Raw genomic sequence first — 18,981 nt, forward strand, 5'->3', positions numbered from 1 at the left:
ATTTGGTATGTATTATTGGTTGATCAAAAATGTAATGTCAATGTTAATTTAACGTTGTTTTTAGTTTGTTTGTTTTTACCAATTAGACGGCGCTTCCTCGCTTATCAAGTTGAGGTGGAGCAGATTTATATTTAGTTATTTTCAGAAATGGATAGGTGAGACTATAAGGAAACTTAAAATTTAAAGGATACGTGCCGTGTGATTAAACTGGATCTTGATGCAAAATAACTTCTATTTTGGGATAGCGTTGTTTTAGTGCTAATTCCGCATTGGTAGTGATAGCATGGGCTTGTTCTAGTGGTAATGTTTTGTCTATTTCAAGATGACATTGCACAAACCAAGTATGACCTGCATCACGAGTGCGTAAATCATGAAACCCTTTAATGCCTTGTACTTGTGAAATTTGTTGTGTTATTTGTTCCACTACATGAGATTCAAGTTCGTGATCCATCAAGGCATTGACTGACAGTTTTAAAATTTGCCAAGCGCCTGATACTAAGTATATCGCAATGGCAATCGCAAACCAGCCATCGAAACCTTGATAGCCGAATGCGACTAAACTGAATAATACCAGCACTCCTGTATTCATGAGTAGATCACTACGGTAATGCAAGCTATCTGCTTTAACCGCCAAACTATTGGTTTGCTTTACTACCCAGCTTTGAAAAATAATTAAAATACCAGTGACTAACACTGAGAATAAACTGGCATAAATTCCCCAAACCGGAAACGCGATAGAGGTGCTCGTTTGCCCAAGCTTTTCAACGCTGTGTAATACCAACAACACACAGGAACCGAGAATAAAAGCGCTTTGTGCTAAACCTGCTATGGCCTCTGCTTTACCATGACCAAACTTATGATTATCATCGGCTGGTGTTAGCGCGATACGAATGGCAATAAGATTGGTTAATGATGCCAACATATCAAACACAGAATCAGACAAGGAAGCCAATAGGGTTGCCGAGCCAGTTACATACCAAGCAAAGCCTTTAAAGAGTAACATGAGTAATGCCGCGCTAATGGCGGCATAGGATGCAAGCTTAACTAAGCGTTTATAGTTGCTGTTGTCTGACAAAAAAGTCTCCTAGGTTTGATTGGCTAAAGTGGCTGGAGATTTGCTTTCCTATTTTAATATTACCTTAGATTCTCGACCTTTACCGAGGCCAGCGTGGACCTTCCAAGTATACGAAATTGATTGCTTCTTTGAGAATAGCACCAATTATGCAAGCATAAATGCTCGTCACAAAGCATTAACTGGTTAATGCGACAAATTTTTCGGCAAGCTGTTCTGTGGTTTCTTTACGTATAGGATCTTGGATAATGCAATCAGTCGAGCATACGGCAACACATTGTGGCTCGTCATAGTGACCGACACATTCCGTACATTTATCTGGATTAATTTCGTATATCTCTTTACCCATAAAAATGGCTTCGTTAGGGCATTCAGGCTCGCACATATCACAATTGATACAGTTGGATTCTATTAGTAGGGCCATGGCATTGTTTTCCTTTGAAAATGTAATAAGGACAAAGGTAGATGAAGTGCGTTTGTCTATTTATATTGTCATTGTTTGTTATCCATTTTAGCCTATTTCCTCCCTTTGCTTATTTAACACATATCAAACTTTTCTTGTTATTTGCTCGACTTTGCGAATTTTTATTGGCTTAGCTAAGGCTGCATATAAACGGCTAATTGGACACAAGATTGCATGTGCTTGCTTATCCATTTGTCAATTTGAGGTCTTTATGGATAAAAACACCATTTTTGAAGAGATCGCTAGCCTGTTTCCGAGTTGGCTAATTGATTTATCTATCGTATTTATCCTTATGGCGGGACTACTTTTTATCAAACGCATTATTTTTGTGCAACTGATGAAATTAGCGGCTAGAAAACGCAATGATGTAACGCAATTGATTATTAAGTCCACCAAAACGCCATTGGACTTAGTTATCTTATGTGTTGGTTTGGTATTAGGTAGTCGATTGTATTCAAATAATGGATACATTTTTTCGTGGATGCCAGATAACGGGCTGACAATTGTATATAAAATTTTGTTAGTGCTAGCTGTTGTTTTGTTTATTGATCGATTTGTTTATGAGTTGGTTAGAAAATTTGCTAAGCATTCAATTACCTTGCGAAATAGCCGGGGGGTGATTCAAGCCATTAGTCACGGTATAGTATTCGGTGTTGGATTGTTAACCTTGCTCAGTACACTTGGCATTTCAGTTACCCCTATTATTGCTTCATTAGGTATTACCTCACTTGCCATTGCATTGGCGTTAAGGCCAACACTAGAAAACTTATTCTCTGGTGTTCAATTAATTATGGATAAACCAATCCGCATTGGTGACTTTGTTGAACTCGATTCAGGTGAACAAGGCTTTGTTGATAAAATAGGCTGGCGCTCTACGTGGATCAGGATGCTTCCTAATAATACCGTCATTATACCTAACAGTGTGTTATCGCAATCTAAGGTTATTAATTATTTTTACCCAGAAAAAGAGTTGTCGGTGCCTGTTGATGTCAGCGTTCACTATAATTCTGACTTGGAGTTTGTTGAAAAAGTCACACTCGAAGTCGCTAAAACTGTCTTAACAGACCATGATTGGGGAGTAACCGATTATGAAACCTTTGTTGTTTACACATCGTTTGGTGATTCAAGTGTTAACTTTACGGTAATGTTACGAGCCAAAGAGTATTTTAATCGTTTCTGGCTTAAATCAGCTTTTATAAAAGCTTTACATAAACGGTATGAGCAAGAGGGTATTGTTATTCCGTTTCCCATTAGTGCCATTAATCTAGAGCAAGAAGGCGCTAATAAAGTCCTGTAAAGTTGCCAATAAACTTATTTTATAAAATGAAAGAAGTTAAATGCTGGCTTATTTAAAGTGTCGGTTTGGAGCTCAGCACCTTACTTCCTTGTAAGCACTGGTTATCAAGATAATCTTCACATTAAATTTCAATACCAACAGTTAAAACCCAAAAGGCAAATCCGTTAACCACCATACAGCAAAAAGTATCGTCCATATAAACGCGATCGAGATAGAAATCGGGAACATCCACGCGATTAAGGTTCCTAATCCTGCATTAGGGATATAGCGTTGCACAAAAGCTAAAACGACTGCCAAATAGGGCATTAATGGGGTAATTACATTTGTGCTACTGTCTGCAATTCGATAAGCAGCCTGAGTCTTGGCCGGATCGATATCTAGTAACATAAACATAGGAACAAACGTTGGGGCGATTAATGCCCATTTGGCAGAGGCGCTGCCAATAAATAAATTAAGCAACATTACCATTATCATGAAGCCAATGAGTAGGGCGAGACGGTTGATGTCTAACGCATGGAGTAATTCAGCTCCTTGAATTGCGAGCACTTGACCAATACCGCTCCAAGAGAATAAAGCGACAAATTGAGCGGCAAAAAACATCAGTACGAGATAGCCACTTAAACTAGCAAAGCTTTCTTCCATTGCACGGACTACATCACTAAAAGAATTGAATCTGCCTTTTTTATAGCCGTACACACATCCCAAACAAGCGGAAACAAGTGCGATATAAACGACAATGCCTTTCATAAATACAGAATCGAGTATACCTTGAGTCTCTGGGTTACGTAGTACGCCATTTTCTGGTAGCAATCCGATTAGGGTTAAACTAACGATCAAAGCTAAAGTGGCTAACGTATATAAACTAGCGTTAGATTTAACTTGAGTACTACTAACCGTATTTATATTTTCTGATGGCACTTGATAGCTGTGTTGGGTGATCACGGGCTCAATTAGCCGGTTGACGATGAAAGTGATCACCTGAGCTATTATTAAAGTTGACGCAGCCATAAACCAATAGTTAGCACCGGCGTTAATTTCTATCTGGGGATTAATTAGTTGCGCAGCGTTTTGAGTGATACCAGCCATTATCGCGTCAAACGGACCAATTAAAAAATTAGCGCTAAAGCCAGCAGAGACACCCGCGAAACAGGCGACTATACCGATAACAGGATGACGACCTGCAGTATGAAAAAGTACGCCTGCCAATGGAATTAAAATAACGTAACCCGAATCAACCGCGACATTTGAAAGAATGCCAGCTAAAACGACCATCAACGTCAGCGCATTGTTTTTTGCTTTTAATACCATTCGAGATAATACAGCATCTATCAATCCGCTCTTTTCCGCTATACCTAAACCCAGTAGGGCAATCATGACAGAGCCTACAGGCGCGAAACCGGTAAAGTTGGTGACCATTTTAGACCAAAATAAATTTAGCCCTTCAACAGATAATAAGTTTGTAACGACTAAAGGTTGTTTTGTAATGGGATGAAGGGCCTGCCAATTTAGATAACTGCCAAGCGCAGAAAACACCAATACGACTAATATAAGATAGATAAACAACAATACAGGGTGCGGAAGTTTGTTTGCTAAACGTTCGAGTTTAACTAATGAGTTTACTAATAAGCTTTGCTGCATAACTGAATTATCTTTTATTAACTAAGTAAGGTTTGAATTAAAGATACGCATCATCTATTCGCAAATCAATTGGCCAAAACTAGCAACTGTGTTCGTTGTTACATTAAGCAATTAAGATATTACTGGTTTATCAATTGAAAATCGTAAAAGATAAACTTTCGGCCTTACTTAAAAAGATAGAAAAATAGCTTAAATGGTGAATTTTCTAATTAAGAAGCCTAAAAAGTGAGTTTTTATAACAGGCTATTTACATCAAGGCCTTATTTGACCGTATATAGCGCAGTATTTGAGCAAAAAGACAAAAGGTCAAATTATTTCAAATTTATTTCAAAAAAGTGCTTGACCAAAAATGAAAACTCCCTAAAATGCGCGCCACACAACGACGGGGCAGCAAACAAACGGTTTTACCAAGTTTTGTTACCCATAGCTAAAAAGCTAACGTCGAAAAAACGATGTCAAAAAAGTTTAAAACTGCTGTTGACATCAAAGAGGTTTAGCGTAGAATGCGCGCCTCACTTCAGGGCGCTGGTCTTGAGGAAGCACTTTAAAAGTGCAGTTCTTTAACAATTTGGTAGCTTACTTATCTGTGTGGGCACTCGTAAATATTCAGGTATAAAAAATTACTTGATGAAGAATGAGTGACTTATACAGTCTTAAAACTTACTTCAACGACTTTGGTTGTTGAGTAAAAAATCAGAATTCATTGAGACCCAGATTTACTTTTTTGAAGAGTTTGATCATGGCTCAGATTGAACGCTGGCGGCAGGCCTAACACATGCAAGTCGAGCGGTAACATTTCTAGCTTGCTAGAAGATGACGAGCGGCGGACGGGTGAGTAATGCTTGGGGATGTGCCTTGAGGTGGAGGATAACCATTGGAAACGATGGCTAATACTGCATAGTATCTTCGGATTAAAGGGGGCTTTTAGCTCTCGCCTTTAGATCAACCCAAGTGGGATTAGCTTGTTGGTGAGGTAATGGCTCACCAAGGCGACGATCCCTAGCTGGTCTGAGAGGATGATCAGCCACACTGGAACTGAGACACGGTCCAGACTCCTACGGGAGGCAGCAGTGGGGAATATTGCACAATGGGGGAAACCCTGATGCAGCCATGCCGCGTGTGTGAAGAAGGCCTTAGGGTTGTAAAGCACTTTCAGTTGTGAGGAAAGTTGTGCGGTTAATACCCGTATGATGTGACGTTAGCAACAGAAGAAGCACCGGCTAACTCCGTGCCAGCAGCCGCGGTAATACGGAGGGTGCGAGCGTTAATCGGAATTACTGGGCGTAAAGCGAGCGTAGGCGGCTAGATAAGTTGGATGTGAAAAACCGGGGCTTAACCTCGGCCGTGCATTCAAAACTGTCTGGCTAGAGTCCTGTAGAGGGGGGTAGAATTTCAGGTGTAGCGGTGAAATGCGTAGAGATCTGAAGGAATACCAGTGGCGAAGGCGGCCCCCTGGACAGTGACTGACGCTGAGGTTCGAAAGCGTGGGTAGCGAACAGGATTAGATACCCTGGTAGTCCACGCCGTAAACGATGTCTACTAGCTGTTTGTGTTCTTGAAACGTGAGTGGCGCAGCTAACGCACTAAGTAGACCGCCTGGGGAGTACGGTCGCAAGATTAAAACTCAAATGAATTGACGGGGGCCCGCACAAGCGGTGGAGCATGTGGTTTAATTCGATGCAACGCGAAGAACCTTACCATCCCTTGACATCCTACGAAATTAGCAGAGATGCTTTTGTGCCTTCGGGAGCGTAGAGACAGGTGCTGCATGGCTGTCGTCAGCTCGTGTTGTGAAATGTTGGGTTAAGTCCCGCAACGAGCGCAACCCTTATCCTTAGTTGCCAGCGATTAGGTCGGGAACTCTAAGGAGACTGCCGGTGACAAACCGGAGGAAGGTGGGGACGACGTCAAGTCATCATGGCCCTTACGGGATGGGCTACACACGTGCTACAATGGACGGTACAGAGGGCGGCGAGCCAGCGATGGTTAGCGAATCCCTTAAAGCCGTTCGTAGTCCGGATTGGGGTCTGCAACTCGACCCCATGAAGTCGGAATCGCTAGTAATCGCAGATCAGAATGCTGCGGTGAATACGTTCCCGGGCCTTGTACACACCGCCCGTCACACCATGGGAGTGGGCTGCACCAGAAGTGGATAGCTTAATAATGGGCGTTCACCACGGTGTGGTTCATGACTGGGGTGAAGTCGTAACAAGGTAGCCCTAGGGGAACCTGGGGCTGGATCACCTCCTTACCTAAGACTTGAAATTTACTGAGTGTTCACACAGATAAGCAGTTACCAAAGTGGTTAGAGACCAAATCATTGACTCATCTAAATTGAGTTAATCAGTTTGGTTTCTCATCGAATTTCGTTCCTGACGAATTCGATATACCTACATCCTTGTAGGCAACCAAATGTTCTTTAACAATTAGGCAAAAGTAATAAGTTCATCCATATAGTGAATTTAGTATTCAAAATTTAATAGGCGCGTGAAAGTGTCATTTTGATTTATACGATTTGAATAATCGAAAGGTTATTTCGGGTTGTATGGTTAAGTGACTAAGCGTACACGGTGGATGCCTTGGCAGTTAGAGGCGATGAAGGACGTGTTAATCTGCGATAAGCCTGGACGAGTTGATAAAACGCGTTGAGTCCAGGATTTCCGAATGGGGCAACCCACTCTTAGGAGTATCTTGCACTGAATACATAGGTGTAAGAGGCGAACCCGGAGAACTGAAACATCTAAGTACCCGGAGGAAAAGAAATCAATTGAGATACCCTTAGTAGCGGCGAGCGAACGGGGTTCAGCCGAGATATTACACTTCAGCAGAACATTCTGGAAAGTTTGACCATAGTAGGTGATAGTCCTGTATGCGAAAAAGTGTAATATCCATATTAAGTAGGTCGGGACACGTGATATCTTGACTGAAGATGGGGGGACCATCCTCCAAGGCTAAATACTCCTAACTGACCGATAGTGAACCAGTACCGTGAGGGAAAGGCGAAAAGAACCCCTGTGAGGGGAGTGAAATAGAACCTGAAACCGTGTACGTACAAGCAGTGGGAGCAACTTCGTGTTGTGACTGCGTACCTTTTGTATAATGGGTCAGCGACTTATATTCAGTAGCAAGGTTAACCGTTTAGGGGAGCCGTAGCGAAAGCGAGTGTTAACTGCGCGTTGAGTTGCTGGGTATAGACCCGAAACCCGGCGATCTACCCATGGGCAGGTTGAAGGTTGAGTAACATCAACTGGAGGACCGAACCCACTAACGTTGAAAAGTTAGGGGATGACCTGTGGGTCGGAGTGAAAGGCTAATCAAGCCGGGAGATAGCTGGTTCTCCCCGAAATCTATTTAGGTAGAGCCTCGGACGAATACCATTGGGGGTAGAGCACTGTTAAGGCTAGGGGGTCATCCCGACTTACCAACCCTTTGCAAACTCCGAATACCAATGAGTACTATCCGGGAGACACACGACGGGTGCTAACGTCCGCCGTGAAGAGGGCAACAACCCAGACCGCCAGCTAAGGTCCCAAAGTCATAGTTAAGTGGGAAACGATGTGGAAAGGCATAGACAGCCAGGAGGTTGGCTTAGAAGCAGCCACCCTTTAAAGAAAGCGTAATAGCTCACTGGTCGAGTCGGTCTGCGCGGAAGATGTAACGGGGCTAAACTATGCACCGAAGCTGCGGCTACATGCTTTGCATGTGGGGTAGGGGAGCGTTCTGTAAGCTGTTGAAGGTGAGTTGTAAAGCTTGCTGGAGGTATCAGAAGTGCGAATGCTGACATGAGTAACGATAATGGGGGTGAAAAACCTCCACGCCGAAAGACCAAGGTTTCCTATCCCATGCTAATCAGGGTAGGGTAAGCCGGCCCCTAAGGCGAGGCCGAATGGCGTAGTCGATGGGAAACGGGTTAATATTCCCGTGCTTGAATATATTGCGATGTGGGGACGGAGAAGGCTAATTCATCGTGGCGTTGGTAGTCCACGTGAAAGTATGTAGGCTGGAAAACTAGGCAAATCCGGTTTTCTAAGGCTGAGATACGAGACGAGACTCTACGGAGTTGAAGTGAATGATGCCATGCTTCCAGGAAAATCCGCTAAGCTTCAGATATATTCGAACCGTACTCCAAACCGACACAGGTGGTCAGGTAGAGAATACTAAGGCGCTTGAGAGAACTCGGGTGAAGGAACTAGGCAAAATAGTACCGTAACTTCGGGAGAAGGTACGCTGTTGTTTGTTAAGCCCTTGCGGTGTAAGCGAACGACAGTCGCAGTGACCAGGTGGCTGGAACTGTTTATTAAAAACACAGCACTGTGCAAAATCGCAAGATGACGTATACGGTGTGACACCTGCCCGGTGCCGGAAGGTTAATTGATGGGGTTATCTTCGGAGAAGCTCTTGATCGAAGCCCCGGTAAACGGCGGCCGTAACTATAACGGTCCTAAGGTAGCGAAATTCCTTGTCGGGTAAGTTCCGACCTGCACGAATGGTGTAATCATGGCCACGCTGTCTCCACCCGAGACTCAGTGAAATTGAAATCGCAGTGAAGATGCTGTGTACCCGCGGCTAGACGGAAAGACCCCGTGAACCTTTACTACAGCTTGGCAGTGAACATTGAGCCTACATGTGTAGGATAGGTGGGAGGCTTTGAAGCAGTGTCGCCAGATATTGTGGAGCCATCCTTGAAATACCACCCTTGTATGTTTGATGTTCTAACCTCGTTCCCTGAATCGGGAATAGGGACACTGCCTGGTGGGTAGTTTGACTGGGGCGGTCTCCTCCCAAATAGTAACGGAGGAGCACGAAGGTTGACTAAGTACGGTCGGACATCGTACGGTTAGTGCAATGGCAGAAGTCAGCTTAACTGCGAGACAGACACGTCGAGCAGGTGCGAAAGCAGGTCATAGTGATCCGGTGGTTCTGAATGGAAGGGCCATCGCTCAACGGATAAAAGGTACTCCGGGGATAACAGGCTGATACCGCCCAAGAGTTCATATCGACGGCGGTGTTTGGCACCTCGATGTCGGCTCATCACATCCTGGGGCTGAAGTCGGTCCCAAGGGTATGGCTGTTCGCCATTTAAAGTGGTACGCGAGCTGGGTTTAGAACGTCGTGAGACAGTTCGGTCCCTATCTGCCGTGGGCGTTTGAGAATTGAGAGGGGCTGCTCCTAGTACGAGAGGACCGGAGTGGACGAACCTCTGGTGTTCCGGTTGTATTGCCAAGTGCACTGCCGGGTAGCTATGTTCGGAATCGATAACCGCTGAAAGCATCTAAGCGGGAAGCGAGCCTCGAGATGAGTTCTCACTGGACTTTAAGTCCCTAAAGGGTTGTTGGAGACTACAACGTTGATAGGCAGGGTGTGTAAGAGTTGTGAGGCTTTGAGCTAACCTGTACTAATTGCCCGTGAGGCTTAACCATACAACGCCGAAGTGGCTTTGGCAGTAATTGTTCCAGACAATTACATTGCACTTCCTCCATCCATGGAGGTCGTGTGAGAAATGACACTAAAGACCCTATTAATAAATACTAAACGAACTATAAAGAACGAACTTATTACAAGCCTAATTGTTTAACAGTTTATGCCTGACGGCGATAGCATTGCGGAACCACCTGACTCCATCTCGAACTCAGAAGTGAAACGCAATTGCGGCGATGGTAGTGTGGGAGGTCCCATGTGAGAGTAGCACACTGTCAGGCTCTTATTCGAAAAGAAGCCCTTAGCGAAAGCTAAGGGCTTTTTACGTTATGGCTAAAACTATACCGAGGTAGGCGAGCATTTATGCTTGCAAGCTTTGATAAAACGCCACTGCTTCTACAGTAAATCTTCGTTAAAGTGTTTCACTAGCGTCTCTAACACCTCATACATAGCTAAGCCTTGTGCAAATTCATCTTCATTGACTTCTAAGGTTTGGATCGTCATGGATAGTGCCATAGTTATGCCGCCCCGAGCTAGTGCGATATAAGTGCCAAATATCATGGCCGTCACCATGACCAAATAAAATAATGTCTTCGCCATCTCCGGTGTAGATGGTGTCGTTTCCGCTTCCACCATCTAGTGTGTCATTTCCGTTATGACCGTAAATGATATCGTTTCCGCCTTGACCTTTAATGGTGTCGTTAAGGCTCATGCCGTTGATAACATCATCGTTATCCGTTCCGGTAAAAATACGATGGAATAGGTTTGTTTCATTCCACGTTGTACCATCTGCGAAGGAAGCTTGCGAGAAACGATACCTGTAATTATCATCTTTAAAGTAATTGACAACATTGGCAGTATCTCCGCTAGAGATCAAAGTTAGTATTAAGTCGTCGCCAATTCGTTGGAATTGAATATCATTTTCTAACACACCTTCTTTAAAGTGCAGCTCGTTACGCCGCCCCGAGCTAGTGCGATATAAGTGCCAAATATCATGGCCATCACCATGACCAAATAAAATAATGTCTTCGCCATCTCCGGTGTAGATGGTGTCGTTACCTGTTCCACCGTCTAGTGTGTCATTTCCGTTATGACCGTAAATGATATCGTTTCCGCCTTGACCTTTAATGGTGTCGTTAAGGCTCATGCCATTGATAACGTCATCGCCCTCGGTTCCAGTAAAAATACGATGGAACAGGTTTGTTTCATTCCACGTTGTGCCATCTGCGAAGGAAGCCTGTGAGAAACGATACCGATAGTTGTCATCTTTAAAGTAATTGATAGCATTGGCGGTATCTCCGCTAGAGACCAAAGTTAGCAATAAATCATCGCCAACTCGTTGAAATTGAATATCACTTTCCAGCACACCTTCTTTAAAATACAGCTCGTTCCGTCGCCCCGTGCTGGTACGATATAGATGCCAAATATTGTGGCCGTCGCCATACCCAAACAAAATGATATCTTCGCCGTCACCTGTGTAGATGGTGTCGTTACCTGTTCCACCGTCTAGTGTGTCATTTCCGTTATGACCGTAAATGATATCGTTTCCGCCTTGACCTTTAATGGTGTCGTTAAGGCTCATGCCGTTGATAACATCATCGTTATCCGTTCCGGTAAAAATACGATGGAATAGGTTTGTTTCATTCCACGTTGTACCATCTGCGAAGGAAGCTTGCGAGAAACGATACCTGTAATTATCATCTTTAAAGTAATTGACAACATTGGCAGTATCTCCGCTAGAGATCAAAGTTAGTATTAAGTCGTCGCCAATTCGTTGGAATTGAATATCATTTTCTAACACACCTTCTTTAAAGTGCAGCTCGTTACGCCGCCCCGAGCTAGTGCGATATAAGTGCCAAATATCATGGCCATCACCATGACCAAATAAAATAATGTCTTCGCCATCTCCGGTGTAGATGGTGTCGTTTCCGCTTCCACCATCTAGAGTGTCATTGCCGGAACGCCCGTCTAAGGTATCATTCCCAGCATTACCGTACATGACATCGCCATAACCATTTAATCCAACAAAGGAATCATCACCAGAGCCACCAGTAAAAATTCGTTCAAGCACTTGGGTTTTATTCCATGTTGTCCCATCTTCAAACACGACGTTGTGTATGCGATAGATGTGTTCAGAGTTTTTAAAGAAATCGACAACGGTGGCAGTGGCCTGATTTTCGTTTAACGAGATAATTAGGTTATCGTTGTCCTGTATCAGTGCGATATCGTCAGGGGTGACACCTGGTTTGAATTGGAGTGTGGTGGTGTAGTTTGTGCCCCAGTGGTAATTCTTCAGATGCCAAGAGTCATGACCATCATCAAATCCAAATAGAAGGGTGTTGTTATGAAACCCAGTATAAATGGTATCATTGCCTTCGCCGCCATCTAGCGTGTCGTGTCCATCACCACCGTATAACGTATCATCGCCAGTATCACCGTAAAGCATATCATTGCCGGAACGCCCGTCTAAGGTGTCATTCCCAGCGTTTCCGTGCATGACATCGCCATAACCATTTAATCCAACAAAGGAATCATCACTAGAGCCACCAGTAAAAATTTGCTCAAGCACTTGGTTTTTATTCCATGTGGTACCATCTTCGAACACTATATTGTGTATGCGATAGATGTGTTCAGAGTTTTTAAAGAAATCGACAACGGTGGCAGTGGCCTGATTTTCGTTTAGCGAGATAATCAGGTTATCGTTATCTTGAATCAGTGCGATATTGCTAGGTGTGACACCTGATTTAAATTGGAGTGTTGTGGTGTAGCTTGTACCCCAGTGGTAATTCTTCAGATGCCAAGAGTCATGACCATCATCAAATCCAAATAGAAGGGTGTTGTTATGAAACCCAGTATAAATGGTATCATTGCCTTCGCCGCCATCTAGCGTGTCGTGTCCATCACCACCGTATAACGTATCATCGCCAGTATCACCGTAAAGCATATCATTGCCGGAACGCCCGTCTAAGGTGTCATTCCCAGCGTTTCCGTGCATGACATCGCCATAACCATTTAATCCAACAAAGGAATCATCACTAGAGCCACCAGTAAAAATTTGCTCAAGCACTTGGTTTTTATTCCATGTGGTACCATCTTCGAACACTATATTGTGTATGCGATAGATATGTTCAGAGTTTTTAAAGAAATCGACAACGGTGGCAGTGGCCTGATTTTCGTTTAACGAGATAATTAGGTTATCGTTGTCCTGCTTCAGTGCGATATCGTCAGGGGTGACACCTGGTTTGAACTGGAGTGTGGTGGTGTAGTTTGTGCCCCAGTGGTAATTCTTCAGATGCCAAGAGTCATGACCATCATCAAATCCAAATAGAAGGGTATTGTTATGAAATCCAGTGTATATTGTGTCATTACCAGCCCCGCCATCTAAGGTGTCGTGTCCATCACCACCGTATAACGTATCATCACCTTCACCACCGTATAGCATATCATTGCCGGAACGCCCGTCTAAGGTATCATTTCCAGCGTTTCCGTGCATGACATCACCAATGCCATTTAGCCCAACAAAGGAATCATCACCAGAGTCACCAGTAAAAATTTGCTCAAGCACTTGGTTTTTATTCCATGTGGTACCATCTTCGAACACTATATTGTGTATGCGATAGATATGTTCAGAGTTTTTAAAGAAATCGGCAACGGTGGCAGTGGCCTGATTTTCGTTTAGCGAGATAATCAGGTTATCGTTATCTTGAATCAGTGCGATATCGCTAGGTGTGACACCTGATTTAAATTGGAGTGTTGTGTTGTAGCTTGTGCCCCAGTGGTAATTTTTTAGATGCCATGAGTCATGTCCATCATCAAATCCAAATAGAAGGGTATTGTTATGAAATCCAGTGTATATCGTGTCATTACCAGCCCCGCCATCTAAGGTATCGTGTCCATCACCACCCAATATTAAATCGTGGCTTTGAGTTCCTATTAAAATGTTACTGGCATTATCACCGTTGATAATTTCGCCTATATTTCCTTCATCTATTTCGAGATCATAAAAGGCATCAAACCGATCTGGGTCTTGCTCTTCGACGGCAATAAAATATTCTCCGGGTTGAAGGATTTGCCTAATTGAAAAGTGATCTTGGTTATCACTAAAATCTGAATAAATAAGCTGGCAATTGGTGTTGTAGAGTTTTCCAATTGTGTTGGCTTCGCCCGTTGTCGTTAATTCTACAAATTGTGTTTCATTAAGAGTAAATTTGAAGAAATCTTTATCACCTGCGAATCGAATATCTTCGTTAGCAAAAACATAGTTTAACGGTATCTCTCTAGCGCTATTGCAGTCATTTCCTATGTCGCATTGAGGGTGTTGTACACTGATTAAGCCAGTTGCTTGACCATTAGTATTTAGCTCAATAATCGGAATACCATTTATTTTTCCTTCGTAAAATAGTTCAGCCTTAGGATGCTCAATAAACCACTCGTGTTTGGCAATAGCGATAAATATATCGTCTGGTATTACAGCCAAACTTTTTGATTTTGTTACTGGATACCAAAGGTAATCTAGCGTGTCTTCACAATTAGATTGCTCAAGACTAGCAATTTGAAGACCAGATTCTTTGGGATGCCAGCTTTTAGCTAACCAAACTTCTCTTGCTAATAGGCTCTCCGTAAACAAAAAGAATAAAGTTAAAACTACATATAAAATCCATTTCATCATTTTTACAACATGCTTTTAATTGCTTCGTAATTCCACTGAGTATCATCACTAGCAAACTCAATTGATTCTAGTCGGTATGCATAATATTCACCTTGGAAATAAGCAGAGACGATAACTTGGTCGGTTGAATTATTAATGGATAGGTGCAATGCATTACCTTGCCGAGAGACCGAGATATCGGAGGGTAGAATAGGATCTGCGAACAATAATTTAGGTTTATTAGATGATGAACAACATCGGTCGACATTAATAGTATCTTGTCCATCTCCAGGGCTAAAATGGATGACAGGGGAGTTGTATCGAACATTGATAATGTCATTACCGAGTCCGCCATAGATATGGTCATTGCCATTGCTCAAATGTATGGTGTCATCGCCTTCACCTGCATAGACAGTGTCATTACCGCTATTAGGGGTGATAGTGTCATTGCCTTTTCCTCCATAGAAGGTTTCACTTAACGTGTTGAAACCCACTATGGTGTCGTCATTATCAGTTCCTGCATTTAATACGGTGGTCAATGCTGCCCAATCCCATACAGTACCATCACTAGCAAACTCAATTGATTCTAGTCGGTATGCATAATATTCACCTTGGAAATAAGCAGAGACGATAACTTGGTCGGTTGAATTATTAATGGATAGGTGCAATGCATTACCTTGCCGAGAGACCGAGATATCGGAGGGTAGAATAGGATCTGCGAACAATAATTTAGGTTTATTAGATGATGAACAACATCGGTCGACATTAATAGTATCTTGTCCATCTCCAAGGCTAAAATGGATGACAGGGGAGTTGTATCGAACATTGATAATGTCATTACCGAGTCCGCCATAGATATGGTCATTGCCATTGCTCAAATGTATGGTGTCATCGCCTTCACCTGCATAGACAGTGTCATTACCGCTATTAGGGGTGATAGTGTCATTGCCTTTTCCTCCATAGAAGGTTTCACTTAACGTGTTGAAACCCACTATGGTGTCGTCATTATCAGTTCCTGCATTTAATACGGTGGTCAATGCTGCCCAATCCCATACAGTACCATCACTAGCAAACTCAATTGATTCTAGTCGGTATGCATAATATTCACCTTGGAAATAAGCAGAGACGATAACTTGGTCGGTTGAATTATTAATGGATAGGTGCAATGCATTACCTTGCCGAGAGACCGAGATATCGGAGGGTAGAATAGGATCTGCGAACAATAATTTAGGTTTATTAGATGATGAACAACATCGGTCGACATTAATAGTATCTTGTCCATCTCCAGGGCTAAAATGGATGACAGGGGAGTTGTATCGAACATTGATAATGTCATTACCGAGTCCGCCATAGATATGGTCATTGCCATTGCTCAAATGTATGGTGTCATCGCCTTCACCTGCATAGACAGTGTCATTACCGCTATTAGGGGTGATAGTGTCATTGCCTTTTCCTCCATAGAAGGTTTCACTTAACGTGTTGAAACCCACTATGGTGTCGTCATTATCAGTTCCTGCATTTAATACGGTGGTCAATGCTGCCCAATCCCATACAGTACCATCACTAGCAAACTCAATTGATTCTAGTCGGTATGCATAATATTCACCTTGGAAATAAGCAGAGACGATAACTTGGTCGGTTGAATTATTAATGGATAGGTGCAATGCATTACCTTGCCGAGAGACCGAGATATCGGAGGGTAGAATAGGATCTGCGAACAATAATTTAGGTTTATTAGATGATGAACAACATCGGTCGACATTAATAGTATCTTGTCCATCTCCAGGGCTAAAATGGATGACAGGGGAGTTGTATCGAACATTGATAATGTCATTACCGAGTCCGCCATAGATATGGTCATTGCCATTGCTCAAATGTATGGTGTCATCGCCTTCACCTGCATAGACAGTGTCATTACCGCTATTAGGGGTGATAGTGTCATTGCCTTTTCCTCCATAGAAGGTTTCACTTAACGTGTTGAAACCCACTATGGTGTCGTCATTATCAGTTCCTGCATTTAATACGGTGGTCAATGCTGCCCAATCCCATACAGTACCATCATTAGCAAACTCAATTGATTCTAGTCGGTATGCATAATATTCACCTTGGAAATAAGCAGAGACGATAACTTGGTCGGTTGAATTATTAATGGATAGGTGTAATGCATTACCTTGCCGAGAGACCGAGATATCGGAGGGTAGAATAGGATCTGCGAACAATAATTTAGGTTTATTAGATGATGAACAACATCGGTCGACATTAATAGTATCTTGTCCATCTCCAAGGCTAAAATGGATGACAGGGGAGTTGTATCGAACATTGATAATGTCATTACCGAGTCCGCCATAGATATGGTCATTGCCATTGCTCAAATGTATGGTGTCATCGCCTTCACCTGCATAGACAGTGTCATTACCGCTATTAGGGGTGATAGTGTCATTGCCTTTTCCTCCATAGAAGGTTTCACTTAACGTGTTGAAACCCACTATGGTGTCGTCATTATCAGTTCCTGCATTTAATACGGTGGTCAATGCTGCCCAATCCCATACAGTACCATCACTAGCAAACTCAATTGATTCTAGTCGGTATGCATAATATTCACCTTGGAAATAAGCAGAGACGATAACTTGGTCGGTTGAATTATTAATGGATAGGTGCAATGCATTACCTTGCCGAGAGACCGAGATATCGGAGGGTAGAATAGGATCTGCGAACAATAATTTAGGTTTATTAGATGATGAACAACATCGGTCGACATTAATAGTATCTTGTCCATCTCCAAGGCTAAAATGGATGACAGGGGAGTTGTATCGAACATTGATAATGTCATTACCGAGTCCGCCATAGATATGGTCATTGCCATTGCTCAAATGTATGGTGTCATCGCCTTCACCTGCATAGACAGTGTCATTACCGCTATTAGGGGTGATAGTGTCATTGCCTTTTCCTCCATAGAAGGTTTCACTTAACGTGTTGAAACCCACTATGGTGTCGTCATTATCAGTTCCTGCATTTAATACGGTGGTCAATGCTGCCCAATCCCATACAGTACCATCACTAGCAAACTCAATTGATTCTAGTCGGTATGCATAATATTCACCTTGGAAATAAGCAGAGACGATAACTTGGTCGGTTGAATTATTAATGGATAGGTGCAATGCATTACCTTGCCGAGAGACCGAGATATCGGAGGGTAGAATAGGATCTGCGAACAATAATTTAGGTTTATTAGATGATGAACAACATCGGTCGACATTAATAGTATCTTGTCCATCTCCAGGGCTAAAATGGATGACAGGGGAGTTGTATCGAACATTGATAATGTCATTACCTAGACCGCCATAAATTTGGTCATCACCAGATACTTGATTTATCACATCACCAAAATCTGTCCCAACAATGGTTTGATCATCAGAAGTGTCGTTAAATGTTTTTGCACTAGCTCCGGCCACCAAATGCAAATCATAGTAGTCTCCAAAATGTTCACTATCTTGATCTTGCAATTGAATATAGTAGTCACCGGGTTGCAGAATACGTTCGATATTAAAGTTATTGGTTTGATCAAAGCCCTGGCTGACTTGAATAGATTGGCAACTGGAGTTTAAAAGGGTGCCAATTACATTTGCTTCACCTGTCGAGTAGAGCTCAATGGTTTTAAGCTCTTCAACATTAAACTTGAAGACGTCTTTATCACCAGCGTAGCGGATATCTTCGTTGGTAAAAACATAATCAAGCGGTACTTGTCTCGCTGTATTACATGAATCGCCAATATCGCATTGTGGATGCTGTACGCTGACTAAACCAGATGAAATACCTCGGGTGTCTAATTGGATAACGGGAATGCCGTTTTTTTTGCCTTCGTAATACAGTTTTGCGTTTGGGTGATCAACAAACCACTCGTGGCTGGCTATGGCAATAAAGATGTCTTCTGGTATATCAGAATGACTTAAACTTTTTGATTCAGTGACCTGATACCAGAGGTAATCTGCAGTATCTTCACAACTTGATAGGCTTAATTTTGCGGTTTGAATACTTGCCGAGTTTGCTTTGTTCTGCCATTGCTGCGCTAACCATACTTCCCTTGCTTGGTTAAGCGATGCAAAACACATAAGTAAAATAAAGATTGAAACTTTTGTGTTTAAAAACATGTTTATTATCTCTTCCCTGACTCAGTTAAATCAAACTGATGAATACTCTTAAATTTATAAATAAATTTCTTAATTGGGGGATTCTACCATTAGTAAATAAACCACTTATATTTGTTAGTTATAAATCCTGTAAAAATGATTAGCTATATTTGTAAGGGTTTTAGGTTTGCTTAAGCTTAATTCCCTTGTTTTTGCTGTTTTAAAATAGTTTAATTGCGGTGTGTAACACCCCCTTAGATACAACGGATGTATTATCCCTCAAAATAAATAGACTTATTTAGAATGAAATTTCCCTTT

The 18,981-nt window shown here is 42.6% G+C and carries 6 protein-coding genes and 3 rRNA genes; 4 read left to right on the forward strand and 5 right to left on the reverse strand.

Annotated elements, in window-relative coordinates; genetic code table 11:
• Positions 1 to 202 precede the first annotated feature (202 nt).
• The gene (locus C2869_RS07280; protein ID WP_108602317.1) at positions 203 to 1,075 is read right to left on the reverse strand and encodes a cation diffusion facilitator family transporter; all 873 of its coding nucleotides are present in this window, start codon (positions 1,073 to 1,075) and stop codon (positions 203 to 205) included.
• Positions 1,076 to 1,250: 175 nt separating this feature from the next.
• Positions 1,251 to 1,496 (reverse strand): YfhL family 4Fe-4S dicluster ferredoxin, encoded by a 246-nt coding sequence (locus C2869_RS07285; RefSeq protein ID WP_108602318.1) that lies wholly within the window; start codon positions 1,494 to 1,496, stop codon positions 1,251 to 1,253.
• 250 nt (positions 1,497 to 1,746) lie between these two features.
• Here C2869_RS07285 and C2869_RS07290 point away from each other — a divergent pair, with 250 nt between their 5' ends.
• Positions 1,747 to 2,832 carry a mechanosensitive ion channel family protein gene (locus tag C2869_RS07290; RefSeq protein WP_108602319.1) on the forward strand — a complete coding sequence of 362 codons (1,086 nt, stop codon included), beginning with the start codon at positions 1,747 to 1,749 and terminating at the stop codon, positions 2,830 to 2,832.
• 141 nt (positions 2,833 to 2,973) lie between these two features.
• On the opposite strand, the gene C2869_RS07295 is transcribed toward C2869_RS07290, so the two are convergent.
• On the reverse strand, positions 2,974 to 4,470 hold the full coding sequence (locus C2869_RS07295) for an AbgT family transporter (RefSeq protein ID WP_108602320.1): 1,497 nt from the start codon (positions 4,468 to 4,470) through the stop codon (positions 2,974 to 2,976).
• Positions 4,471 to 5,191: 721 nt separating this feature from the next.
• On the opposite strand from C2869_RS07295, the gene C2869_RS07300 reads away from it, so the two are divergent.
• From C2869_RS07300 to rrf, 3 genes are all read left to right on the forward strand, one after another.
• Positions 5,192 to 6,721: ribosomal RNA gene (locus C2869_RS07300) — 16S ribosomal RNA — on the forward strand.
• Positions 6,722 to 7,017: 296 nt separating this feature from the next.
• Positions 7,018 to 9,890, forward strand: a 23S ribosomal RNA gene (locus tag C2869_RS07305).
• Positions 9,891 to 10,054: 164 nt separating this feature from the next.
• A 5S ribosomal RNA gene (rrf, locus tag C2869_RS07310) occupies positions 10,055 to 10,169 on the forward strand.
• Together the 16S, 23S and 5S rRNA genes form the textbook arrangement of a ribosomal RNA operon.
• Before the next feature lie 194 nt (positions 10,170 to 10,363).
• Here the strand turns inward: rrf and C2869_RS07315 are convergent.
• Complete coding sequence (locus C2869_RS07315) at positions 10,364 to 14,557, reverse strand: calcium-binding protein (protein ID WP_108602321.1); 4,194 nt, start codon at positions 14,555 to 14,557, stop codon at positions 10,364 to 10,366.
• Between the two features lie 2 nt (positions 14,558 to 14,559).
• Positions 14,560 to 18,684 carry a calcium-binding protein gene (locus tag C2869_RS07320; protein WP_108602322.1) on the reverse strand — a complete coding sequence of 1,375 codons (4,125 nt, stop codon included), beginning with the start codon at positions 18,682 to 18,684 and terminating at the stop codon, positions 14,560 to 14,562.
• Positions 18,685 to 18,981: the final 297 nt, after the last annotated feature.

Source organism: Saccharobesus litoralis, assembly GCF_003063625.1.
Lineage (GTDB): Bacteria > Pseudomonadota > Gammaproteobacteria > Enterobacterales > Alteromonadaceae > Saccharobesus > Saccharobesus litoralis.

Bases quoted from the DNA above. Each gene is read 5' to 3' on its own strand.
- C2869_RS07320 (WP_108602322.1), bottom strand. From the start codon at position 18,684: ATGTTTTTAAACACAAAAGTTTCAATCTTTATTTTACTTATGTGTTTT.
- C2869_RS07295 (WP_108602320.1), bottom strand. From the start codon at position 4,470: ATGCAGCAAAGCTTATTAGTAAACTCATTAGTTAAACTCGAACGTTTA.
- C2869_RS07290 (WP_108602319.1), top strand. From the start codon at position 1,747: ATGGATAAAAACACCATTTTTGAAGAGATCGCTAGCCTGTTTCCGAGT.
- C2869_RS07285 (WP_108602318.1), bottom strand. From the start codon at position 1,496: ATGGCCCTACTAATAGAATCCAACTGTATCAATTGTGATATGTGCGAG.
- C2869_RS07315 (WP_108602321.1), bottom strand. From the start codon at position 14,557: ATGATGAAATGGATTTTATATGTAGTTTTAACTTTATTCTTTTTGTTT.